Annotated in this window: 22 protein-coding genes; 8 read left to right on the plus strand and 14 right to left on the minus strand. The window is 35.0% G+C overall.

Going from position 1 to position 22,644, the window contains the following annotated elements; genetic code table 11:
* Positions 1 to 9: 9 nt before the first annotated feature.
* The 3 genes from ACWIUX_RS02280 to ACWIUX_RS02290 form a co-directional block, all read right to left on the minus strand.
* Complete coding sequence (locus ACWIUX_RS02280; RefSeq protein ID WP_448589105.1) at positions 10 to 1,107, minus strand: PDZ domain-containing protein; 1,098 nt, start codon at positions 1,105 to 1,107, stop codon at positions 10 to 12.
* A 212-nt stretch (positions 1,108 to 1,319) separates the two neighbouring features.
* Positions 1,320 to 3,479 carry an L-lactate dehydrogenase (quinone) large subunit LdhH gene (gene ldhH, locus ACWIUX_RS02285; protein ID WP_448589106.1) on the minus strand — a complete coding sequence of 720 codons (2,160 nt, stop codon included), beginning with the start codon at positions 3,477 to 3,479 and terminating at the stop codon, positions 1,320 to 1,322.
* A complete protein-coding gene (locus tag ACWIUX_RS02290) occupies positions 3,476 to 4,060 on the minus strand; it encodes a LutC/YkgG family protein (RefSeq protein ID WP_448589107.1) in 585 nt (194 codons plus the stop codon). The genes ldhH and ACWIUX_RS02290 overlap by 4 nt, the downstream gene beginning before the upstream one ends.
* Positions 4,061 to 4,249: 189 nt before the next feature.
* Between ACWIUX_RS02290 and wbaP the strand changes: the two genes are divergently transcribed.
* Positions 4,250 to 5,701 (plus strand): undecaprenyl-phosphate galactose phosphotransferase WbaP, encoded by a 1,452-nt coding sequence (wbaP, locus tag ACWIUX_RS02295; RefSeq protein WP_448589108.1) that lies wholly within the window; start codon positions 4,250 to 4,252, stop codon positions 5,699 to 5,701.
* An 88-nt stretch (positions 5,702 to 5,789) separates the two neighbouring features.
* The gene (locus tag ACWIUX_RS02300; RefSeq protein ID WP_448589109.1) at positions 5,790 to 6,350 is read left to right on the plus strand and encodes a CPBP family intramembrane glutamic endopeptidase; all 561 of its coding nucleotides are present in this window, start codon (positions 5,790 to 5,792) and stop codon (positions 6,348 to 6,350) included.
* Here the strand turns inward: ACWIUX_RS02300 and ACWIUX_RS02305 are convergent.
* Entirely contained in the window at positions 6,347 to 7,084 is a 738-nt protein-coding gene (locus tag ACWIUX_RS02305) for a prepilin peptidase (RefSeq protein WP_448589110.1), read from the minus strand. The two genes, ACWIUX_RS02300 and ACWIUX_RS02305, sit on opposite strands and share 4 nt — an antisense overlap.
* A gap of 126 nt (positions 7,085 to 7,210) precedes the next feature.
* Between ACWIUX_RS02305 and ACWIUX_RS02310 the strand changes: the two genes are divergently transcribed.
* Both ACWIUX_RS02310 and ACWIUX_RS02315 read left to right on the plus strand, forming a co-directional pair.
* On the plus strand, positions 7,211 to 7,798 hold the full coding sequence (locus tag ACWIUX_RS02310; RefSeq protein ID WP_448589111.1) for a phospholipase D-like domain-containing protein: 588 nt from the start codon (positions 7,211 to 7,213) through the stop codon (positions 7,796 to 7,798).
* Between the two features lie 38 nt (positions 7,799 to 7,836).
* Positions 7,837 to 8,463, plus strand: a complete 627-nt coding sequence (locus tag ACWIUX_RS02315; protein ID WP_448589112.1) for a hypothetical protein — start codon at positions 7,837 to 7,839, stop codon at positions 8,461 to 8,463.
* A 41-nt stretch (positions 8,464 to 8,504) separates the two neighbouring features.
* On the opposite strand, the gene ACWIUX_RS02320 is transcribed toward ACWIUX_RS02315, so the two are convergent.
* A complete protein-coding gene (locus tag ACWIUX_RS02320; protein WP_448589113.1) occupies positions 8,505 to 9,194 on the minus strand; it encodes an anaerobic ribonucleoside-triphosphate reductase activating protein in 690 nt (229 codons plus the stop codon).
* Between the two features lie 3 nt (positions 9,195 to 9,197).
* A complete protein-coding gene (locus ACWIUX_RS02325; protein ID WP_448589114.1) occupies positions 9,198 to 11,474 on the minus strand; it encodes a ribonucleoside triphosphate reductase in 2,277 nt (758 codons plus the stop codon).
* Positions 11,475 to 11,896: 422 nt separating this feature from the next.
* Between ACWIUX_RS02325 and ACWIUX_RS02330 the strand changes: the two genes are divergently transcribed.
* Positions 11,897 to 13,066: an aminotransferase-like domain-containing protein gene (locus tag ACWIUX_RS02330; RefSeq protein WP_448589115.1), complete on the plus strand. Its 1,170-nt coding sequence runs from the start codon at positions 11,897 to 11,899 to the stop codon at positions 13,064 to 13,066.
* Positions 13,067 to 13,149: 83 nt separating this feature from the next.
* Here the strand turns inward: ACWIUX_RS02330 and ACWIUX_RS02335 are convergent, their stop codons facing one another.
* On the minus strand, positions 13,150 to 14,340 hold the full coding sequence (locus ACWIUX_RS02335) for an aspartate aminotransferase family protein (RefSeq protein WP_448589116.1): 1,191 nt from the start codon (positions 14,338 to 14,340) through the stop codon (positions 13,150 to 13,152).
* A 235-nt stretch (positions 14,341 to 14,575) separates the two neighbouring features.
* Here ACWIUX_RS02335 and ACWIUX_RS02340 point away from each other — a divergent pair, with 235 nt between their 5' ends.
* Genes ACWIUX_RS02340 through hypE form a run of 3 tightly spaced genes read left to right on the plus strand, consistent with a single transcriptional unit; the run spans position 14,576 to position 16,973 of the window.
* Complete coding sequence (locus ACWIUX_RS02340; RefSeq protein ID WP_448589117.1) at positions 14,576 to 14,845, plus strand: HypC/HybG/HupF family hydrogenase formation chaperone; 270 nt, start codon at positions 14,576 to 14,578, stop codon at positions 14,843 to 14,845.
* Positions 14,832 to 15,911 carry a hydrogenase formation protein HypD gene (gene hypD / locus ACWIUX_RS02345; protein ID WP_448589118.1) on the plus strand — a complete coding sequence of 360 codons (1,080 nt, stop codon included), beginning with the start codon at positions 14,832 to 14,834 and terminating at the stop codon, positions 15,909 to 15,911. The genes ACWIUX_RS02340 and hypD overlap by 14 nt, the downstream gene beginning before the upstream one ends.
* Before the next feature lie 51 nt (positions 15,912 to 15,962).
* A complete protein-coding gene (gene hypE / locus ACWIUX_RS02350; RefSeq protein ID WP_448589119.1) occupies positions 15,963 to 16,973 on the plus strand; it encodes a hydrogenase expression/formation protein HypE in 1,011 nt (336 codons plus the stop codon).
* Here hypE and sucD read toward each other — a convergent pair.
* The 7 genes from sucD to ACWIUX_RS02385 form a co-directional block, all read right to left on the minus strand.
* The gene (gene sucD, locus ACWIUX_RS02355; RefSeq protein WP_448589120.1) at positions 16,970 to 17,929 is read right to left on the minus strand and encodes a succinate--CoA ligase subunit alpha; all 960 of its coding nucleotides are present in this window, start codon (positions 17,927 to 17,929) and stop codon (positions 16,970 to 16,972) included. The genes hypE and sucD overlap by 4 nt on opposite strands.
* A gap of 25 nt (positions 17,930 to 17,954) precedes the next feature.
* Positions 17,955 to 19,049, minus strand: coding sequence for an ADP-forming succinate--CoA ligase subunit beta (gene sucC / locus ACWIUX_RS02360; RefSeq protein ID WP_448589121.1), 1,095 nt, complete (start codon positions 19,047 to 19,049; stop codon positions 17,955 to 17,957).
* Positions 19,050 to 19,062: 13 nt separating this feature from the next.
* Positions 19,063 to 19,629: a 2-oxoacid:acceptor oxidoreductase family protein gene (locus ACWIUX_RS02365; protein ID WP_448589122.1), complete on the minus strand. Its 567-nt coding sequence runs from the start codon at positions 19,627 to 19,629 to the stop codon at positions 19,063 to 19,065.
* Positions 19,626 to 20,420, minus strand: a complete 795-nt coding sequence (locus tag ACWIUX_RS02370) for a thiamine pyrophosphate-dependent enzyme (protein WP_448589126.1) — start codon at positions 20,418 to 20,420, stop codon at positions 19,626 to 19,628. The genes ACWIUX_RS02365 and ACWIUX_RS02370 overlap by 4 nt, the downstream gene beginning before the upstream one ends.
* Positions 20,421 to 20,449: 29 nt before the next feature.
* Positions 20,450 to 21,586 carry a 2-oxoacid:acceptor oxidoreductase subunit alpha gene (locus ACWIUX_RS02375; RefSeq protein WP_448589123.1) on the minus strand — a complete coding sequence of 379 codons (1,137 nt, stop codon included), beginning with the start codon at positions 21,584 to 21,586 and terminating at the stop codon, positions 20,450 to 20,452.
* Positions 21,583 to 21,798, minus strand: a complete 216-nt coding sequence (locus ACWIUX_RS02380; protein WP_448589124.1) for a 4Fe-4S dicluster domain-containing protein — start codon at positions 21,796 to 21,798, stop codon at positions 21,583 to 21,585. The genes ACWIUX_RS02375 and ACWIUX_RS02380 overlap by 4 nt, the downstream gene beginning before the upstream one ends.
* A 197-nt stretch (positions 21,799 to 21,995) precedes the next feature.
* Positions 21,996 to 22,499 (minus strand): LeuD/DmdB family oxidoreductase small subunit, encoded by a 504-nt coding sequence (locus tag ACWIUX_RS02385; RefSeq protein WP_448589125.1) that lies wholly within the window; start codon positions 22,497 to 22,499, stop codon positions 21,996 to 21,998.
* Positions 22,500 to 22,644 lie beyond the last annotated feature (145 nt).

The raw sequence follows: 22,644 nt of genomic DNA on the forward strand, positions 1-22,644 counted from the left end.
CATAAATTTCTAAAAACTTTGTGCAGCATCAAGGGTAAGGATTTTTCCCTCTCTTAAGACCTTAAACTTAACAGGAATCTCGTTTGCGAGAATATTTGCCATGGAGTAAATGTCCTTTACGCTTTTATCATTTATTTCTAAAATTATATCTCCAACCTTAATGCCTGACTCTTCAGCTAAAGAGCTTTGTTTCACATTCAAGACCTTTAGCCCGCTATAAGTTTCTCCTGTATCCACCGTATATGAAATTGGTTTTACGTCTATCCCGAGACTAACTTTGTTTGCAGTTGGTTTTTGTTGGGCAACTTCTTGCAATTTTTCTCTTCCATAATTGAAGTTTGGCACTGTCAAAGAAAGGTTTAAAAATGTCTTGTTTCTATAAACCTTTAAATCAAACTGAGCGCTCTCCTTTCCCTGGACACCGTTTTGAATAACCTGAGTAAGGTAAGATCTATCTTTCACCTTTTCACCATTTACTTCTACAATAATATCATTTGGCTTAAATCCAGCAATATCAGCAGGAGAATTGCTCTCTACAATCTTGACAAATGCACCATAACTTTCATTCCATCCAGTATCCTTTTTTACTTTGTCTATTTCTTTGTCGTCTGTAAAACAAACAAAACCAGAAGGAGAATAAAGTTCAGCACCAGCAGCCAGAGCCAGTGTGTATATTACATCAGTTAACTTTTGGGCAGTCTCTAAGTTTAGTGTCCTAAGAAATTCAGGCGAACCCTGAGAAGGCTTTACCATAACACACCATTTGTAATTTCTATCAAGATTTGGCAAATAATAAATATATACCCCGCTGACCTCAACAAGATTTATAACAGTAGTTTCATGCTGATCCCCATTTTCTCCAAAAAATCTAATGCCATATTTATCAGCGTCAATCTTTGAGACAATATAGCCAGACCATGTACTAAAATTTTGGGATGCAACCAGATTGGTAAGTACAGATCTAGCAACATCCACAGATTGTAGAATTTGCGGTTTATACCATTTGGGATCCCATTGAAGGCTTGGGGAAGAGAGTTCAACAGCAAAACTCACGCTTGAACACAAAAGAAAGGCACATAAAAACAAAATTATCTTGATCCTCACCATTATCTCCCCTTAAATTGTAAAATATCTAAGATGATATTAGCATAAATCAATAATAAAGTCAAAGCGAAATTACATGCTGATCAATTCATCATAAATTTTACTCTTTGTGCTCAACCAACTAACGATTATATATTATATAATAATATTAGAATTGTACCCAAAATTACTTCAGGCATGGAGGCTAAATTGATCCCCCATGCCTTTATACAGTATTACTCTAACGCTTCTTTTATAAGCTCTGCTATATGCTTTACCTTTACATTACCGCCTTTTTTATCTATTAAACCTTTAATTTGAAGGACGCATGCAGGACAACCTGCTAAAACTATATCAGCCTTTGAATCTATGATATCTTTGTGCTTTTGATCAGCTAACTCGCCAGAAATTTCTGGGAACTTTACCGAATACGAACCTGCCATACCACAACACTGATCACAATGGTTCATTTCAACAAAATCTATACCAGTTTTATTTATAACATTTCTTGGCTCTTTGAAAATCCCCAAAACTCTTTTCAGATGACAGGAATCGTGATACGTAGCAAGACCCTTTCCTTTTAGAGATTTTAATTTTAGTTCGCCACTTTCGCAAAGCTCATTTATATACGAAGTATATTCTTTAATTCTTTTACTAAACTTTACAGCAAGCTCATAATATCTCTGATCATCCTTCATCAGTTCTGGATATCTTTTCCACATCTCTACGCCAGTTGGACATGCTAAAACTATAAAATCTGGATTTTCTTTCTGCATAGCATCAAGATTTTGTATAGCAACCTTTTTAGCGCTTTCAAGATCTCCCATTAAAAACATTGGCGTGCCACAACAGGTCTGTTCTTGAGGGAAGTTCACCTTAAAGCCTGCACAATTAAGGCTCTCAACTACCGCTTCTCCAATTTCAGGATATGCAAAGTCTATAAGACATCCGCTAAAAAACGCCAACTTTTGTTTTTTTATTTCCTTCTTTAATTTTAAATTTTTAAATCTATCTCGAAAAGGTACTTCTACTATTGCAGGAAGAGACCTGTCCTTTGTATAACCCGACAAGAACATTGGCAAATTTCTGATAAAGGGTCCATTTTTAAATGGTTTCTGCGCAAGGCTTGCCATCCTTAACATATTGTGAAAAAGCTGTCTATTTGACATTATATTTTGAAACACAACCTTAGGTAGAGTTGGCAAACCAGCCTTCTTTACATTTCTCTTTCTCATCTCAACAATGAGTTCAGGAATATTTATCTTGCCAGCACAAACCTCAGTACATCTACCGCAAGTAAGACAGAGCTCCTGAATCTGATCTGCAGTATTTTTGCTTCCGATGAATGCATTCAAAAGAGCACCAATACCACCGCTATATACATGACCATATACATGACCGCCTAAGAGAGCATATACTGGACATACGTTGGTACAGGCAGCACACCTTATGCACTGATAAAGTTCTTTAAATACAGGATCCTTTGCCATCTCAAGCCTTCCGTGATCTACCAAAACTATATGAAGTTCTTTTTTCTGCACTGAAAAAGAGCCATCAGGATTTTCAACAATAGCTTCGGATGGTCCAGAAATCAAGTTTACATAACTTGTTAGAACTTGAGCGGTAGCATTTCTGGGTAAGAATCTCAAGATTGGTATAGCATCAGTCATCTTTTCTACCAACTTTTCATAGCCCACCAATATTACATGAATCCTTGGCAAAGTTGCGGTAAGCCTTCCATTTCCTTCATTTGTAACTATGAAAAGAGAGCCGTTCTCTGCAACAGCTATATTTGCTCCAGAAATTCCCATATCAGCTTTCAAAAATTTTTCTCTTAGTTGAACCCTTGCAGTATGAACTAAAAATGGTATATCTGGTTCAATATCTTTGCCCAATTCTTTAGAAAAATAATCTGCCACCTGTTGTCTATTTAGGTGAATAGCGGGCATAACCATATGTGAGGGCTTATGGCCTGCAATCTGAATTATCCACTCACCCAAATCTGTTTCCTGCGATTCTATTCCCTCTTTTTTAAAAGCTTCGTTTAGTTCTACCTCTTCAGATACCATAGATTTACTCTTTACTACAAGCTTGACATTTTTTTCTTTACAAAGTTTCATAATGTAGTCGATAACGTCTTTATCGGTTTTTGCGCGATAAACTATAGCTCCTCTTTTCTCTGCTTCGCTTTGAAATTGATCAGCTAATTTATCTAAATTTTTAACCACGTTCTTTTTGATATTTGCGATCTGATCGCGCAAAGCTTCAATATCGTATCCCTCGAAAGCCCTTGCGCGTGCCCCCGGATAAACCTCAGAAAAAGTTCCCAGGTTCTTTCTTTGAACGCTATCTCTTAACTTGTCTTTAATTTTCTCCTTTAATTCCTTTGTAATCATTGTTCTCCTCCTTCTATAACCATCACAATAAGCTTACTTGGACCGTGTACACCAATAGTCAAAACCCTCTCAATATCTGCAGTCCTACTAGGTCCTGTAATAAAACTTATATGACCACTTTCAAATTTTTCTTTTAACAGATCAAAAAGTGCTTCGAAATCTTTCACAATTCTACCTGAATTTACAAGTGCTATGTGAACACCTGGCATTGCAGAAACCAATCTTTTCCAAACTGGATATGACCACTCAATAACAGATCCCGTTTCAGCCAAAGCACACTCCATTTCAGAGATACCTATATCAGCAATATTTGCCTCCTTCTTTCCACCCTCAAAGAATAAATTAATATTCATATCCTTTGCAATTTTATCGATATCCAGATTATCTACCAAACTCGATTTAAAAGCAATAATATTTTTTGCATTTTCTCTTTTAAAAATTTCTTGAAGAATAGTCTTTGCATCTTTAATGTTAGTCAAATAAACTTCTGTAGACACTGCTTCAGCTCTTCTTTTAAAGTCTTCAAAAGATCCTTTTTCAACCTTTTTGCTAAACCTTTCATCCCACAAAGCCGTCTGCATAATTACCTCCAAAACAAATATTTAATTAATATTGTAAAACTAAACTATATAAAATTATGCAATTTAAATTACTTAAATGTTCAGAATTGTTTAACATTGGTATTCCAAAAAAATTTTTTTTAATTTTAATTACATTGCTATGTCTTAAAATTTATATAACTATCTTATACTAAGGTTTATAATATTCTTATGAAAATTTTTAAAAACAACTCAATACTAATAATAGCACTCATCCTGGCAGATCTTTTTTCGTTTTACGTTAGTCTATTTTTGGCTTATCAGATTAGATATATTCTTTTTTACCTTTTGCCAGGAAAATTAGTTCCAATGTCCTTCCCTTTTATCTCATTCCTAAAAATGTGGTGGATGCCTTTTATAACCATAGTTCTCATATGGACTATGAACTTATACAAACAAAGACTACCTTTCTGGGTTGAGACTTCAATTTTAATTAAAGTACTTACTCTTAACTCTGTACTAATATTTGCAATGGTATCCTTAGGTAAGCTCTTAGATGAGGTATCAAGAGGAGTCTTGATTTTGTTTTGGTTTATTAGTCTTTTTATTTTCCCCATATCAAGACTGATATTAAAATTGACTCTTTTTAATTTCAACGTATTTAAAGAAAGAATACTGATCTTGGGTGCAGGAAAAACAGCAAGGGATAGCGCTTCTGGATTACTTCACGATAAGTATTTAGGATATCATTTAGTAGGTTTTTTAGATGACGATAAAAGAAAGTGGGGAAACTCGCTTGAAATTTGTGGAAAAAAATACAAAGTTTTTGGTAGCATAAACCACTTTAAAAAATTTATAAAAAAATTAAGCATTTCTACTATTATAATAGCTATGCCATCTCTTGATGCCCAATCGTCTTCAAAGCTTGTTGGAAAGGTGCAGCTATTGGTAAACAAAGTAATAGTAGTTCCCGATTTTAAAGGAGTAGCACTTCTAAATTCTGAATTACTAACTCTTTTCGATCAGAGACTATTTTTGATAAGTATTAAGAACAATCTAAAGTCCAAAACAAGCCAAGCTATAAAAAGAATATTTGATTTAGCTTTATGTTTAGCTTTTTCATGGTTAATTTTACCTATCATAGGTATAATAGCCTTACTTATCAAGAGGGATTCTAAAGGACCCGTTTTCTTTATTCAAGAACGTGCTGGAAAAAACGGTAAAGCATTTAACTGCATAAAGTTTAGGTCGATGGTTTTAAACTCTGATGAAGTTTTAAAAGATTATCTTAGTAAAAATCCGGAAAAAAAGTTAGAATGGGAAGAGTTCAAAAAGATTAAAGGATATGACCCAAGAGTTACAAAAATTGGTAGATTTCTCAGAAAGACATCTCTTGATGAACTTCCTCAAATATTTAATGTCATTAAAGGTGAGATGAGTCTTGTTGGACCAAGACCATATCTACTCTCAGAACTTCCAGAAATGCAAGAATACAAAGAAACAATACTTCTTACAGTTCCAGGAATTACAGGACTCTGGCAAATATCAGGAAGAAGCGAACTAAACTTCAATGAAAGGTTAAACATCGACGTATGGTATGTTTTAAATTGGTCTGTATGGCTTGATCTAGAGATTTTATTTAAAACTCTATTAGTAGTAATTAAGAGAGAAGGAGCATATTAATTTATTTTTGAAATTAAAAAGTCTTACAGATAAAATTTAAAAATTTGTGTTCACAGTTTAATTTATTAATAGTAAAATGTAATCTGTTATGGACCGAAATGACATTGAAAAATCAGAAGATTTGAAAATTCTCTTATTAACTGTGAGCGAGCTAATGTTTGCAATAGTTGCTATTCTTGCTCTCAGGTTTCTCGACCATCCAATTTATTTTAGTACTACTAAAACAGTAATATTTATATCAACAACCATAGGCGGTGCACTTTTCATTCTTACATATTTCCTTGGTCGAAAATTTGAATTTATAAAGGATATGGGAAACCAGATACAATCTTTTGTGTTCAAAGACATAGGAGTGCTTGAAATATTTTATCTTGCCCTTCTCTCCTCATTTTGCGAAGAAATATTTTTTAGAGGTTTACTTCAAAGGCTTTTTGACGTTCCATTTGCTGCTTTGGTTTTTGGATTATTCCACATGTCAGAGTGGACTAATAAAGGTATGGCAAACGCAATGTACCTTGCATTTTTAGGAATTTGTTTTGGGCTTTTGTATAACTATACAAATACTATTACAGCTCCTATAATAGCTCATTTTTCTGTCAAATTTTGCATTGGGATAGCAAACTACTGGCTCGATCCAGACAAACTTTAAAACAAAGAAAGATATAAGCGAATAAAATAATCCCCGAAACCGTATGAAATAATACATCCAAGTACCAAAAATGGACCAAATGGTATAGGTTCGCCCTTTTTAATTATTCCACAGATCCTAAAAATAACTCCAAATACGCTACCAAGTAAAAATGCAGTGAAAAATCCAAAAAGAGAGTGAAAAACACCTAGGAAGCAAGACATCGAAATAGAATACTTTGTGTCTCCACCCCCCATACCACCATTAGTTATTACAGAAACACCGTAAAATAGCAAAAATATTACAGCAGCAACTATAATTGACTCTATAAGGTTGCCGCGCAAAATAGCAATCCCAATGGCAGGAATTAAAGATAATATTGAAAATGAATCAGGAATCAAAAGTGTTTCAAGATCTGTAAAGAATATGCCAATTGATGCGCTAAAAAACCATATGTAAAGAAAAAAATTAAGACTAATTCCCCAATCAAGATAGCATACTAAAAAAACTATCACCTCAAGAATTTCTACCACTAAATATCTAATAGGAATAGGTTCCTTGCAATAAAAACACTTGCCGCCTAAAAATAGATACGACAATATAGGAATATTCATATACCACTTTAACAAGTTACCACATTTGGGACAACGAGAGGGTGGGCTTATTATCGATTGCTCTCTAGGAAGTCTATATATAAGCATATTTAAAAAACTTCCAAATATAGCCCCAAATAAGATTACAAGTACAAAATCCATAAATAGTGCCTCCAAATTGTAACTTTAAAAAGTTTAATATTTCTTTAATTAGTAAAAAATACAATAAAATATTATAATTTAAAATTCAGTAGAAAAAATAATCTTATGAATTTTAGGAGAAAAAAAATGAAAAAAATTTTACTGTTTCTATTCTCTTTGATTTTTGTATTTATTTTATCAGGTTGTAACAATACTACTACAAAAGGAAATGCCAATACTCCAACACCATCGCCAGAACAGATAAGCTCAAAATCGGTTGAGTTGCTTTTTCCAAGAGAAAATGAAAATCCTGTTCCTGTATTAACAAGCCTATACAACAACGCTAAGAAGAAGATTGACGTAGCGATATATAGTTTTACTCAACCAGAAATATTAAAAGCCTTAACCAATGCGAAGAAAAGAGGAGTAGATGTAAAAGTAATAGTAGATAGGGAACAAGCAACAAACAATGTAATGAAACATACAATAAACACACTTCTAATAGATAAAATCCCTGTTAAAGAAAATACACATGCTGGACTTATGCACTTAAAGATGAGCGTAATAGACGATTCTATTGCTACTACTGGAAGTTACAATTACACAAAATCTGCTACTGACACTAATGATGAAATGTTTGTTGTTGTAAAGGATCCAACTTTTGCGAAAAAGTGTGAGGATTATTTCAACAAAATGTGGAATGATAATGAAAACTTTAGGAATCTTTCACTTTAAATCCTTAATATATTAAAATTATAAAAGGAGCCAAAAAAATGAAAGCTCTAAAAATTTTGTTTATATTTTTCTCTTTGCTTTTTGTTATATCCTTTGGAAATAAATCTTATGCAGGTGTAAACAGAGTAATTTCTGTACTTGATTCACTTCAACCACAAACATTTGTATTACAAATTTCAGGATACAAGATAAACGGAACATTTCAAGTTTGGGCAACCAAAGATAGGGTTAGGGTTGACGGACCATTTATAATTGGAGACGGTAGTGCAGTAATAAATGTCGCTGAGAATCTATATTTTTTCAATTCTCATCTTCTTCACATAGCATATTTGATGTCAAAAGAAGAACTCGAAAAGTATGCCGATAGAACCTTTAATTATCTACTCTTTCCTACAGAAGGAAGCCAAATTGCTTCATCAGCCACACCAGATGGAACTGATACACTTAGTATTGGTCCCTGTCATGTATATACATTTAACAGAGAAAATTTGAATTTCACCGTTTGGGTAGAAGACTATACCTCTTGGATAAGAAAAATATACATACAATCTCCAAAAGGCGACACAACTGTTATACTTACAGATATATCTGTAGGCAAGGAAATACCTTCATCTATCTTTGAGGTCCCATCCTGGACATATACCATAAATGGAACACCAAAATAAGCTACCCAGGGCAAAAACACCCTAAGTAGCAAACCAAATACCTATCTAATTAAAATCTTGCCAACTTTTTTAAATATATTTAATCTGTTTTTCCAATCGTTTAATATATCCTTACTATACGGCTCAACCAAGGATGCACTTTCATCAAGAGTTCTATCATTTCTAAAATTTTGCCAATACCAGACATTTGCCCCTTCTATCTCAAACAGCATATTTGTTAAGGTTTCAATATTGTGAAATCTAGGAAAAATGGTAGTGCGAAGTTCATAAAATGAAGAAGTATTCTTCTCTAATAAATAACGAATGGTTATCCTTACCCCTTCGCCATCTCCACTTACTAAATCGTATTTTTCAAATGGAACCTTAAAGTCAACAGCCCATAAATTTACAAGATTCTTTTTGTCCCAATCAACAACTTTCTCAGGAAAAGAACCATTTGTATCAATTTTAATCAAAAATCCCATTTCCTTAACTCTTTCTATAAAAGGCTCCAATTCTTTGCTATGAAGGAGTGGCTCTCCGCCAGAGATAACCACTCCATCCAGTTTTCTAATTCTTTTCTCAAGAAATAAGAAGATTTCATCAAGTTCTATTTCTTTTAAGCTATTAGGCAAGACAAGATCAAAGTTATGACAATACGGACATCTAAAATTACATTTTTCAGTAAACAACACTGTTGAAAGTTTGTCTGGATAATCAATAAGTGATAGTTTAATCCAACCTTTAAACAAGTCCTATTTCACTACCAATCTATGTATAGAGTAATTGTTGATATCATACTCTACCCTCTTCCTAAACTCCTCTTTCTTACCCTTATTCCACATTCTTACTGGTCTATAATATCCTACTACCCTAGAATATACCTCTGTTTCTTGATTACATTTTGGACAATTAAAGTGTTCACCTGAAATGTAGCCGTGGGTTGGACATATAGAAAATGTAGGTGTAATTGTAATATAAGGAAAAGAATAATTCTCAAATGCCTTTTTTACAAATTGCTTAGCAGCTTCAGGAGTTGGAGATTCTGGTAAGAACATGTGAATAACAGTACCACCTGTATAAAGTTTTTGCAATTCTTCCTGGTGATCCATCACTTCAAATGGGTCTTCAGTATAATTTACAGGCAAATGAGTTGAATTTGTATAGAAGGGCTCATTTTCACCCGATGTAATAATATCTGGATATCTCTTCTTATCATGTCTTGCAAGCCTATATGATGTTCCTTCTGCAGGTGTAGCTTCTAAGTTATAGAGATTTCCCGTTTCTTCCTGATAACTAGATAGTCTCTCTCTCATATGCTTTAAAACCTTTATGGCAAAGCTCTTTCCTTTTTCAGTAGCAATAGATGTTCCCAAGAAGTTTAGGCAAGCCTCATTCATTCCAACAAGACCAATTGTTGAGAAGTGATTTGAAAATGAACCTAAATATCTCTTTGTATACGGCAACAAACCATTTTTAAGATTTCTTTCTACAACCTTTCTCTTAATTTCAAGCGATGTTTTCGCAAGATTCATAATTTTATCAAGTCTTGCAAAAAAGTCTGCCTCACTTTTAGAGAGATACCCAATTCTAGGCAAATTGATAGTCACTACTCCTATTGATCCGGTTTTATCTCCCGATCCAAAAAGTCCACCACATCTTTTTCTAAGTTCCTTTAAGTCGAGTTGAAGTCTACAGCACATGCTTCTTATATCAGAAGGCTTCAGGTCAGAATTTATAAAGTTTTGAAAATACGGAACACCATATCTTGCCGTCAAATTAAATAAGAGATCTGTATTTTCACTATCCCATGGGAAATCATTGGTAATATTATATGTAGGAATTGGGAAAGAGAATATCCTTCCATCATAATCCCCTTCCAACATAACTTCTATGTATGCCCTATTTATCATATTCATTTCTTCTTGATAATCACCGTATGTACCATATTCTGGGCTATCCTTTCCCCCTATTATAACGGGTTTATCCTTCATATCTTCGGGAACAGTCCAATCAAAAGTAAAATTAATAAATGGTGGTTGGGATCCCCATCTAGAAGGTACATTCATAGCAAATACCATTTGCTGAATTATCTGTTTTACATCCTTATAATCCAATTTATCAGCTCTCACGAAAGGTGCAAGATATGTATCAACAGAATTAAAGGCCTGTGCGCCTGCGAATTCCATTTGCATAGTACCCAAGAAATTCACCATTTGACCAGTTAGAGCAGAAAGGTGCTTTGCAGGACCTGCTGCAACCTTACCTGGTACACCACCAAAGCCTTCTCTTAATAGATCTTCCAGTGACCATCCTGCACAGTACGCCGTAATTCCATAAGAAAGATCGTGAATATGCATATCTGCGTTTATATGAGCATCTTTTACTTCATCTGGATAAATACGATTTAGGGTGTAATGAGCCATAACAGAACCTGCAGCATGAAGAACTAGTCCTGGATAAGAGTAAGTTGTATTAGAGTTCTCGTTAGTTCTCCAATCTTCTTGGTGAAGATAATCTTGAATTATATGTTCTATATCTACAGCACAAGATAGATTTTCTCTTGCCTCTTGCCTCTTTCTTCTATAAAGGATATATGCCTTTGCGACCTTTGCAAAACCATTTTCTATTAAAACTTCCTCCACAACGTCTTGGATTCTTTCAATATCTACTACTTCTTGATTTCTATATTGACGATAAAGCTTTTTTGACACCCTTACAGCCAGTTCCTTTTCTGCACCAAGATGCTCACCTACAGCTTTAAATGCCTTAGCTATAGCTCTTTCAATCCTAAAGATATCAAAGGGTACAACTCTTCCGTCTCTCTTTTTTACATATTCAGGAGAGAAAATAACAGTTTCATCACAATTTTGATCTGTCTCTTTTTTAGAGCCCTCTTCATAAACTTCATGAGTAATAAACCTCTTCCCGCATGAAAGACATTCTCTTTTTCTTCTTATAACTGAGCTTTCTTCTACATAGCGAGTATCAATAACTTTAGAGTCGTTTGAATCACAATATGGACACTTCATCTTCCTACCCCTTTACCTTTAAATTTTTAAAAATAAATTCAAATTTACTAAATATAGTTTCTCATACTATATATAGTTTGTCAATAGATTCTTTAATAAAATTTTCAAAGACTCTTTCTATAGTAAAACTAGATATATAAATTACTTTTAAATACAATAAATTATATTAATTACAAAAAATTTACTTTTTTAATGTCTTCTAATATAATAAACTTATAAGCCTTGACCAGAATAGTTTTAAGTATTTCCCCAAGTGATTTTTAAGAACCAAAGTGCTATTCCGCGAGCAAGATGCTCAGGGTAGTATGAAGAACTTTCTGCGAGCAGGATGCTCGCGTTACCATTTATAAGATTCTCAGGGTATTGTTTAAGTATTACAATAGTTATAAAGAAATACCAAATAAATGCGTGGAGGTTTTTAAATGTGGACTGAACGAATGGCAAAAAGAACTAAGTTATTTGAGAGCTCCGTAGTAAGAGAACTTTTAAAGCTTACTGCAAAAAAAGAAATAATATCCTTTGCAGGTGGCTTACCTGGACCTGAAACCTTTCCAGTAGAAGAATTCAGAGAAGCATCAGAGAAGGTTCTCAAAGATAACGGAATACAAGCTCTACAGTACTCTATTACAGAAGGATATCCCCCACTAAGAGAGTTTATAGCCTTATACCTTTCTCAAAAAGGCATAAAATGTAGTTCAAAAAACATTCTTCTTACAAACGGTTCTCAGCAAGCACTTGATCTGATTGCAAAAGTAATGTGCGATCCAGGTGACTATATACTTTTAGAAGAGCCATCTTACTTAGGCGCAATTCAAGCTTTCACAGCATATGAAACAAAATTTGCAACCATTCCAATCGATAAAAATGGAGCTATAACAAACTTGTTAGAAGAAAAAATAAAAAAATATAATCCTAAATTTGTTTATCTTTTACCAAACTTTCACAATCCAGCAGGAACAACCTTATCTCTTGAAAGGAGAAAACTTGCAATAGAAATTGCGAATAAAACTGGTTCGTTAATAATCGAAGACGATCCTTACGGAGATCTCAGATATAAAGGAGAAAGCCTTAGTCCTATAAAAGCATTTGATGAAAATGACAATGTCATATATCTGGGTACATTTTCAAAAATTTTATCTCCTGGTGTTAGAATTGGCTGGATAGTGGCACCAGATAATATAATGATAAAGTTGGTTGAGGCAAAACAAGGTGCCGATCTTTGCTCTAGTCCGTTCATTCATATGGTTGTTTATGAACTGTGCAAGAACAATATACTCGAGACTCAGCTACCAAAGATAAAAAAGATTTACGGCGAGAGATGTAAGTTGATGTTAGATTCTATTGAAAAATATTTTCCATCAGGATCTGACTGGACTAGACCAGAAGGCGGACTGTTCATCTGGGTACAACTGCAGGAAAAATATAATACAAAAGAAATGTTTAAAAAGGCTATAGAAAATAACGTAGCATATGTTCCAGGATTTTGTTTTTACGCCAACGGAGGAGGAGAAAATACTATGAGGCTAAACTTCTCCAATGCACAAAACGATATGATTGAAGTCGGAATAAAGCGCTTATCAGAGATTTTCTAATAAAAGAAGCACACCCTCACTTTACACATTGAGGGTGTGTCCTAAATTAATTTTATTCTAAAAAAAGATGCTAATATTATCTTCTACTTCAGGGCTTCCTCCAAGATGTTTAAACCCTTTTCAAACTCTTCATTTGAAATAATTAAAGGCGGTGCAATTCTCAAAGTATTTGACCCTAACATATTTACTAGAAGACCTAGTTCAAAAGCTCTCTCAAAGACATCCTCCGTCTTCTTTACTGAATCAATTCCCCAAAGAAGACCCATGCCTCTATAATCTTTTATTAAACCTTTATTCAACCACTTATCAAAAGTTTCATCAGCTAATTTGCCTAATCTTGCTACATGTTCAACAATTCTCTCTCTCTCTATAATTTCAAGAACCTTTAAACCTACAGAACAAATCAAGGGAGATCCTCCAAAAGTAGTAGCGTGTTGCCCATATTTCATATAAGAAGCTACACTGTCTTTTGCTAATAATGCCCCAATAGGCACACCTGTTCCCAAACCCTTTGCAAGTGTAAGTATATCTGGAGTAATTTCGTAGTGTTCATAACAAAACATCTTACCAGTTCTAGCTATTCCTGCCTGCACCTCATCTAAGATAAGCAATATGTCATTTTGATCGCAAATTTCCCTTACTCTTTTTACAAATTTCTTTGGTAATACGAAAACTCCCATACCTTCAACAGGCATCGTTTCCATTATCACAGCTGCTAAATTTTTTTCATTTTCAAGTATATCTAAAAATTTATCCAGATCATTCATTGGCCCAAATACTACCCCAGGCACGAGTGGCTTAAAGGCTTCTTGATATTTTGATTGACCAGTTACAGATAGTGCCCCAAAAGTTCTTCCGTGAAAAGACCCTTCAAATGCAAGAAATTTATTTTTATCAGGATTACCCCTAGAAAAGTGATATGCCCTTGCAAGTTTAAGAGCACCCTCGTTTGCTTCTGCCCCAGAATTACAAAAAAACACTTTACCCAATCCCGAAATATCTACTAATTTCTTTGCAAGAAGGATCTGTTTTGGATGGTAAAAGAGATTACTAGCATGAATTAAAGTATGAGCCTGCTTATGAAGAGTTTCTACAATTTCTGGGTGTGAATGACCAAGAGAGCAAACCGATATTCCACCAATAAAATCAAGAAATTTCCTGTCTTCAATATCTTTTAAGTATACGCCCTCGCCACTAGCTAAAACAACTGGATATCTCTTGTATGTTTGTAAGTGAACCTTATGCTCTAGTTCTATCCACTCATCAGTTTTCATAAAACAACTCCTTTGTAAAATTTGTTTTAAATAATTATACAATAAAGTAACAATCTGCTAAAAAATAAATTACTATTCACTGCGCAAAAAATTTAACTTTAACTATATAGATATAATGTTTCAAAAATTATTTTTCTAAATTTTTGAAAACTTATTTGATAGAGTTATGCAATTCTTAAAAACACAAATATGATAAAATGATAAGGAATAAATCCTGATCCACAAGGAGGAGATTATGTGCCTAGCTGTTCCAATGAAAGTCAAATCAATCGAAAACGATATGGCTACAGTTGATTATATGGGAACAGAAACAAAAGCTTGCACTGCATTTTTACCTGGGGTAAAGGTAGGAGATTATGTTCTAGTACACGCCGGTTTCGCTATGGAAGTTCTTGATGAAGAATCAGCGCTTGAGGCCCTAAAGTTATGGAAAGAACTTGAAGAGCTTTCATTTGATAAGAAAGAGCCAAAATTGGTTGAGGAAAAAAGCATTGAATTGGATTGATGATTTTAAATCTCCAGAGATATCACAAAAAATACTTTCTCAAATAAAAAAATTCGATTTTCCTTACACCTTTATGGAAGTATGCGGAACCCATACAGTAAGCATCTTAAAATCAGGCATTCGCTCTCTTCTTCCAAAAAATATAAAGCATATTTCAGGACCTGGTTGCCCTGTATGCGTTACTTCACAAGGAGATTGTGATCTAGCAGTCGAAGCAGCTTCAATACCAAATGTATGTATAACAACATTTGGTGATATGCTGAAAGTGCCTGGCTCAAAGTCAAATCTAGCACAGGCAAGATCTGAAGGTAAACATGTTGAAATCGTTTATGGACCCCTTGACGCTTTAAATTATGCAGTTCAAAACCCAAAGGTTCAAGTTATATTTCTCGGCATAGGTTTTGAAACCACAGCTCCTACAGTAGCCGCTACAATAAAGAAGGCAAAGGAAAAAAATATTAATAATTTTAGCGTACTATCATTTCATAAAGTTATCCCTCCAGCACTTGATGCACTTCTGTCAACAAATCCAAAAATTGACGGTTTCATTTACCCAGGTCACGTAAGCACTGTAATAGGGATCAACCCCTATAAAGAAGTTCTAAAAAAGTTTAATAAAGGCGGAGTAATAGCTGGATTTGAGCCAGTAGACATACTTTCAGCTGTATTGGAACTCTTGAAAATGAAACAGACAAATCAGCCAAATGTAATAAATAATTACAGCAGAGCTGTTAGAGATGAAGGAAACATAAATGCTATAAGATTTATAGATGAAGTTTTCAAGGTCGAAGATGCTGAGTGGCGAGGAATGGGAACTATACCAAATAGCGGGCTTGGGTTAAAAGATGAATATAAAGATTTTTGTGCCAAAACAAAATTTGGACTTAAAAGCAAAAAAAGTTCAGATCCCCCAGGTTGTAGATGCGGAGAGGTTCTACAGGGATTAATTGAACCATATCAGTGTCCGCTTTTTGGTAAGGCTTGCACCCCTATAAAGCCAGTAGGTCCATGTATGGTATCTAGTGAAGGATCTTGTGCTGCGCATTATAAATACGGAAAGGTATAGGTATCAAGTCCATAAAAAAATAACAATAACACTTTAATCAGGAGGATCTTAATGTCAGATATAATAACTCTTGCGCATGGAGCAGGAGGAAGACTTACTTCGGAATTAATTGAAAATGTTTTCTCGGTTTACCTGGAAAAGCCTTTGAAATTTGACGATGCAGCAGTTTTAGACTTTTCTGGAAAGGAAAATGAGCTTACATTTTGCACTGACGTTCACCTGGTTAAACCCATTTTCTTCCCCGGTGGCAACCTTTCATTGCTAGCAATTTATGGCACTATTAATGATTTGGTAGCAATGGGATCAAAACCTCTTTATCTAACTCTTGGGTGGATAATAGAAGAAGGCATAGAAATTCAAACAATAAAAGAACTTTCAAATGAGATAAAAAGAGCCTCAGATGAGTGCAATATAAAGATTGTAGCTGGCGACACAAAGGTAGTACCAAAGGGTCAAGGTGATGGAGTATATCTTAGCGTTGCCGGAGTAGGTCAGAAAAAGTCAGAACTAAAGATCAATTCAAGAAATATCAGAGAAGGTGATGTACTTATAATCACGGGAACTATTGCTGATCACGGTTGTGCGATCTTGCTTGCAAGAGAGGAGTTTCCACTAAAAGCGAATATAAAAAGCGACTGTGCTTGTCTTGACAAACTTATTTTGCCCGCAGTAGAAGAGTTTCAAAATGATATACATGCCATGAGAGATCCTACCAGAGGTGGTCTTTCTACTGTCTTAAATGAATTTGCCATATCATCAAACGTGTGTATCGAAATAGATGAATCAAGAGTTCCAATAAAGGATGAAATTTACGGAATCCTTGATCCGCTTGGACTCGATCCCTTTACTATGACATGTGAAGGAAAAATGCTAATTGCATGCTCTCCTAACATTGCGCAAAATCTTTTAAAAATGCTTCAAGCAAATCCATTAGGAAAAGATGCTAGCATAATTGGGCACGTCAGTTCAAAGGTCCCAGGAAGGGTTATCTTACACACAAAAATCGGTGGCACAAGGTTTTTAGATATGCCTATAGGCGAAAATTTACCAAGAATATGTTAAAGTCTACCGCTAAAATCACTGCCTTCAATTTGAGTTATATAGTACTCAAAGAGATGTTGCTTTGATCCTTTTGAAGTCTTAACAACACCAAGTGTTCTCTTCGCAATGCTCAATAGGTCGTCTATACTCTCAGCCACCAGCACTCCTGCCGACCTGAAGGCTTCTATTTTACTTTGAACGCTGCCCATCTTTCCATAAACAATTGCACCTGCATGCCCCATTCTCTTACCTTCAGGTGCACTTGCTCCAGAAATAAATGCTACTACAGGCTTAGTCATTTCTCTGATAAACTCACACGCATCTTCTTCATCAGTACCACCAATTTCTCCAACTAGAAATACCATTTCTGTCTGAGCGTCCCTTTCAAAAAGCATAAGTATATCTTTAAAGGTAGCACCTATAATAGGGTCTCCACCAATACCTACTACCGTAGATTGACCAATCCCATTAGTAGTGAGCATGTGAGAGATTTCATAAGTAAGGGTTCCTGATCTTGATACAATCCCTACAGGACCTGGCATAAAAGCATTGGCAGGCATAATTCCAGCCTTACAAAGACCTGGTACTATTACTCCTGGACAATTTGGACCTATTAATCTAACATCCTTTTTAGTTTTTAAAAAACTATAAACGTCGGCCATTTCGTGTAGGCTCACGCCTTCAGTTATACATATTATCAGCTTAATCTTTGCAGATATAGCTTCAAATATGGCATCTTGACAAGCAAATGGCGGTACAAATATTACACTAACATTTGCCCCAGTCTCACTAACTGCTTCTTCAACCGAATTATATATTGGTATCTTATTTAGAAATAGGGTTCCTCCCTTTTTTGGTGTAACTCCAGCTACTACCTTACTTGGATAATTTAACATCTGCTCCGTGTGAAATGAGCCCTCTCTACCAGTAATCCCCTGAACAAGGATCTTGCTTCTTTTATCTAAAAGTATACTCAACTTTACACCTCCAACAACATTTTTGTTATTTAGTCAATTCTACTATTTTCTTTGCTCCATCTTTTAAAGAAGAAACTATCTCATATTTGCCCTGTAACATATTTAAACCCTCATTGGCTTTAGTTCCAGAAAGTCTAACAACCACTGGAATGTTTAATTTGCTCTCTTTTTCAAATTCCAACAAACCTTTTGCAACTTCATCAGCTCTTGTAATTCCACCAAACACGTTTATCAAAATACCCTTTAATTTCTTCTGTTCTACTAAAAATTTTAGTGCACTTTTAACCCTTTCTGCTTTCGCTCCGCCACCAATATCCAAAAAATTAGCACATTTTCCGCCTGCTCTGGTTACTGAATCAATAGTAGCAAGCACCAAACCTGCACCATTTCCTAAAATTCCAATATCTCCATCCAAGGGTACAAAGGAGAAATTCAATTTCCTTGCTTCGATTTCAGCTTGATCAAGAAAGGCTTCAAATTCAGGATGCTTATAAAGAGCGTTGTCATCAAACTCTACTTTAGCGTCTGCGCATACCACTTCTTTATTTTTAGTAATTACCAAAGGATTTATTTCAAGCATAACGAGATCTCTGTCAACAAAAATTTTGTAAGCCTCTTTTACAAATTTATTTAATAAATCATATAATTCAAAATCTTTTATTAAATTTCTTATCATGAAGTCCTTTATGCCTATAATTGGATCAACCTTTACTTTACTAATAGCTTCAGGATTCGTTTCTGCAAGCTGCTCTATATCAACGCCGCCTTCCTTGCAAAAAATCAACATAAATCTCCTTGACGGTCTGTAAAAGATTACGCTAAAGTAAAGTTCTCTCTCTATATCTATGAGTTCTTCCACAAGAACCTTTTCAACTTTCTCCCCTTTAATCTCCATTGAAAAGAGTTTTTTAAAACCACTTTTCAATTCTCCTAGATCCTTTACTTTTAATACTCCCCCTGCCTTTCCCCTACCACCAACCTTCACTTGTGCCTTAAGAACACATGGAAGAGTTAATTTCGTAATCATCTCATCTATATTTTCTTTGGAAACAAGTATGCCCTTTGGCACTTTCACATATTGGCTCAATATACTTTTAGCCTGATATTCAAAAAGTCTCATAATTCACCCCTTATCAAAATACAAATTCTATAGAACCCTGAGCCTCCAAAATCTCCTTGCCTAATTGTTTTCCTATATCAAAAGCACTTCTATTCAATTCTATTGTAGCCTTTGGTACCCTATCTAAGATTGCTTTCAACAACAAGTCTTCTTCAATCAGGGGATATACAACTGAAATAGTTCCAAGTGCAGCTATATTTGACGCTAATTCCTTTCCAATTTTATCTCTTACTGTCTTTGATATAGGAGCAAAATAAATAATGTTTTCTTTTCTTTTTGGAATCTCGACATAGGTTGAATCCAGCAATATGACAGAATTTCTTTTTACGTCATCTTTATATTTATCATATGCTTTTTGTGACATGGCAAGCAAAAAATCAGCCAAGTAAACCTTTGGATAGTCTATCTCACTATCAGAAACAATACAATCTGCCTTACTTGCTCCACCTCTTGATTCAGGTCCATAAGATTGGCTTTGTAAAACTCTATATCCTTTACTCAGAGCTGCCTCAGCATATATGATAGCTGCCAGTATCAAGCCCTGGCCTCCAGTTCCAGCAAATCTCAATTCCTTTGTCACTGAGCACCTCCTCTAAACTTCATTATGCGCTCTCTTACCACTTCATTTAACTCAACATCTGATTTCTCTTTTATTAACTCTCCAATTACAATTTTTCCCTGCAACTCATCGCTCCCCATTTTCTCTGCCACTTTAAATGGAACAGAGATGTCTTTCATATATTTGAGCATTGATGCAGGATCAGGAAATTTATTTCTTCTTCCGTAATTTACTGGACATTGTGTAAAGGTTTCAACAAAAGAAAAGCCGTGATGTTTTATTGCACTTGCATAAAGCTCTGTCATAAGTGAAGCATGATACGCGGTAGCTCTGGCTACATATGTAGCTCCTGCACCAATCGCTAGGTTGCAAAAATCAAAAGCTCTCGCAAAATTTCCATACGGAGTAGTAGTTGACAGCCTTGATTGAGGAGTAGTAGGAGAACTCTGTCCTCCTGTCATACCGTAGATTTGATTATTCCAAACAATTGCAGTAATATCGATATTTCTTCTGCAAGCGTGAATAAAGTGATTACCACCAATAGCCAAAGCATCTCCATCTCCCATTATTACTATAACCTTTACATCGTCCCTAAGAAGTCTAAATCCAGTCGCAAATGCTAGAGCTCTTCCGTGTGTGGTGTGAACAGTACTAAAATCAAGATATCCTACTACTCTCGAAGCACATCCAATACCAGAAAATATAACGGTTTTATCTTTATCTATTCCAACTTTATCAAAAGCTCTTAAGAGCGCACCAAGTGCAATTCCATGACCACAACCTGGGCACCACATGTGAGGTAATCTATCCATTCTCAAATATTTTTTTACCAGCTCTCCGATCACCTTGAGATCACCTCACTTGCTGTTTTATATATAGTATCCGGAGAAATAAGCTCCCCGCTTATACCTTGAATTAAATTAATCTGACAGTCACCACCGACCGATCTTTCTACCTCAAGAACCATCTGCCCCATACTCATTTCTGCAACAACTATTTTCTTGATCCTTTTTGAGAGTTCTCGTACTCTCTTTGACGGAAACGGCCATACTGTAATTGGCCTAAAGAAACCAACCTTAAAGTTGTTTTTTCTAAGTTCTCTAACAGCACGAAGAGATGACCTGGCAACTGATCCATATGAAATAATAATCACGTCGGCATCATCTGTAAATCTTTCGTCATAGGAAATTATCTCACTTTCTACGGCATCTATCTTATTGTGCAACCTTTTAATCAAATCTTTAGTTTTTTCCGGATCCTCTACAGGAAAGCCTAACTCGTCATGAACCAAGCCAGTAACGTTAAATCTATATCCCATTCCAAGAGGTGGCAATTTTGCCCCCTTATCTTTATCAACTTTGTAAGGGCGATAATTTTCCCTTTCATTAGGAAATGGGCCTCTATTAGGAATCTCTATAACGTTTTTTATGCTATCTATATCAATGCCTTCTCTCATATGAGCCACTACTTCATCAAGGAGTAATACTACCATAGACGAAATTCTCTCAGACCAATAAATTGATCTTATAACTTCAGTGAAACATTCTTCAACTGAAAAGGGTGCAAATGAAACCATTGGGTGATCACCATGAGTTCCCCATCTTACTTGCATATAATCTGACTGAGATGGTGCAGTAGCTATTCCTGTACTTGGTCCCATTCTTTGAACGTTTACAATTACCAGTGGTACCTCTGCCATAATTGCATAGCCAATATTCTCCTGCATAAGAGAAAAGCCAGGCCCGCTGGTAGCGCTCATAGATCTAAAACCTGCAAGAGATGCTCCAATACACGCTGCCACAGAAGATATCTCGTCTTCCATCTGTATAAAGACGCCACCAACTTTTGGCAATTCTCTAGCACACATCTCTGCTATTTCTGTAGAAGGGGTAATTGGATATCCTGCAAAAAATTTCAAACCGGCTTTGATTGCACCATAAACTACCGCTTCATTACCTTGAATTAGTTTTGCACTCATTTCTCTTCACCTTTTTCAACAAGTTCTATTGCAAAATCCGGACATCTCATTTCACACTGAAAACACTTTATACATTTATCGGGTTCAGTTACTCTACACTTTCTATGCTCATCAAATTCAAGAATATTTGCTGGACAAAACTCTATACATATACCGCACCCCTTACAAAAAGCCTTGTTTACTACAGGCTCTAGATGAGAACTTTGTGACATAACTTCCCCTTTCAAACAAAATAAAATTTTGTATCTTCACTAATAAATTATATTACTAAAAAACCTATTTTGATATCAACAAAATTTATAAATACAATAGACTAAAGTAATCTGACAGCAAAAATATAAAAATTTATTGCTAAAATTTAACCTTAGCCTATTATAATAAACTTATAAAATATTAGAGAGATTACTTTTTACATCTCGAATGAGATATCAGAGTGTTTTTTTATGTAGTCAACAATCCCTCCTTCATTTATTATTGATTGGATCCTGATATCAAGAGGTGGAAAATTTAGCTTATAGCTATCCCTTTTTTCCCTTAAAACCCCCTTTTCGAGATCTATTATGATGTCGTCCCCATCAAAAATCCTGGTTGTGTCAACTATAATTACTGGTAAACCTATATTAATTGCATTCCTGAAGAATATTCTAGCAAAAGACTTTGCTACTACTGCCTTTACACCGCTCATCTTAAGTACTATAGGTGCATGTTCTCTTGATGAACCTATACCGAAATTGCTACCGCCAACCAGTATTACGCCACCCTTTGCTTTCTCGTGAAAGTTTTCTACCACGTCTTCAAGAGCATGCTCGGATAACTTTTCAAGATCAGATCTTAGATGAAAATATCTTCCTGGAATTATATGATCGGTGGATATGTTATCTCCTACTTTTATAACTCTCCCTGATATAGCCAACTTAAACCTCCTACTAATAATTTGTGTTATAAAGTTTATATGAATGGGTTTTACCCATTACAAGCACAAAAGGAAAGGCAGGAGAACTCCATTTTACCTGGGTTATTGAGCCCTTTTAGGAGTGTGTTCCCTGCTTCCCATAACC

Source organism: Thermodesulfobium sp. (assembly GCF_053498235.1).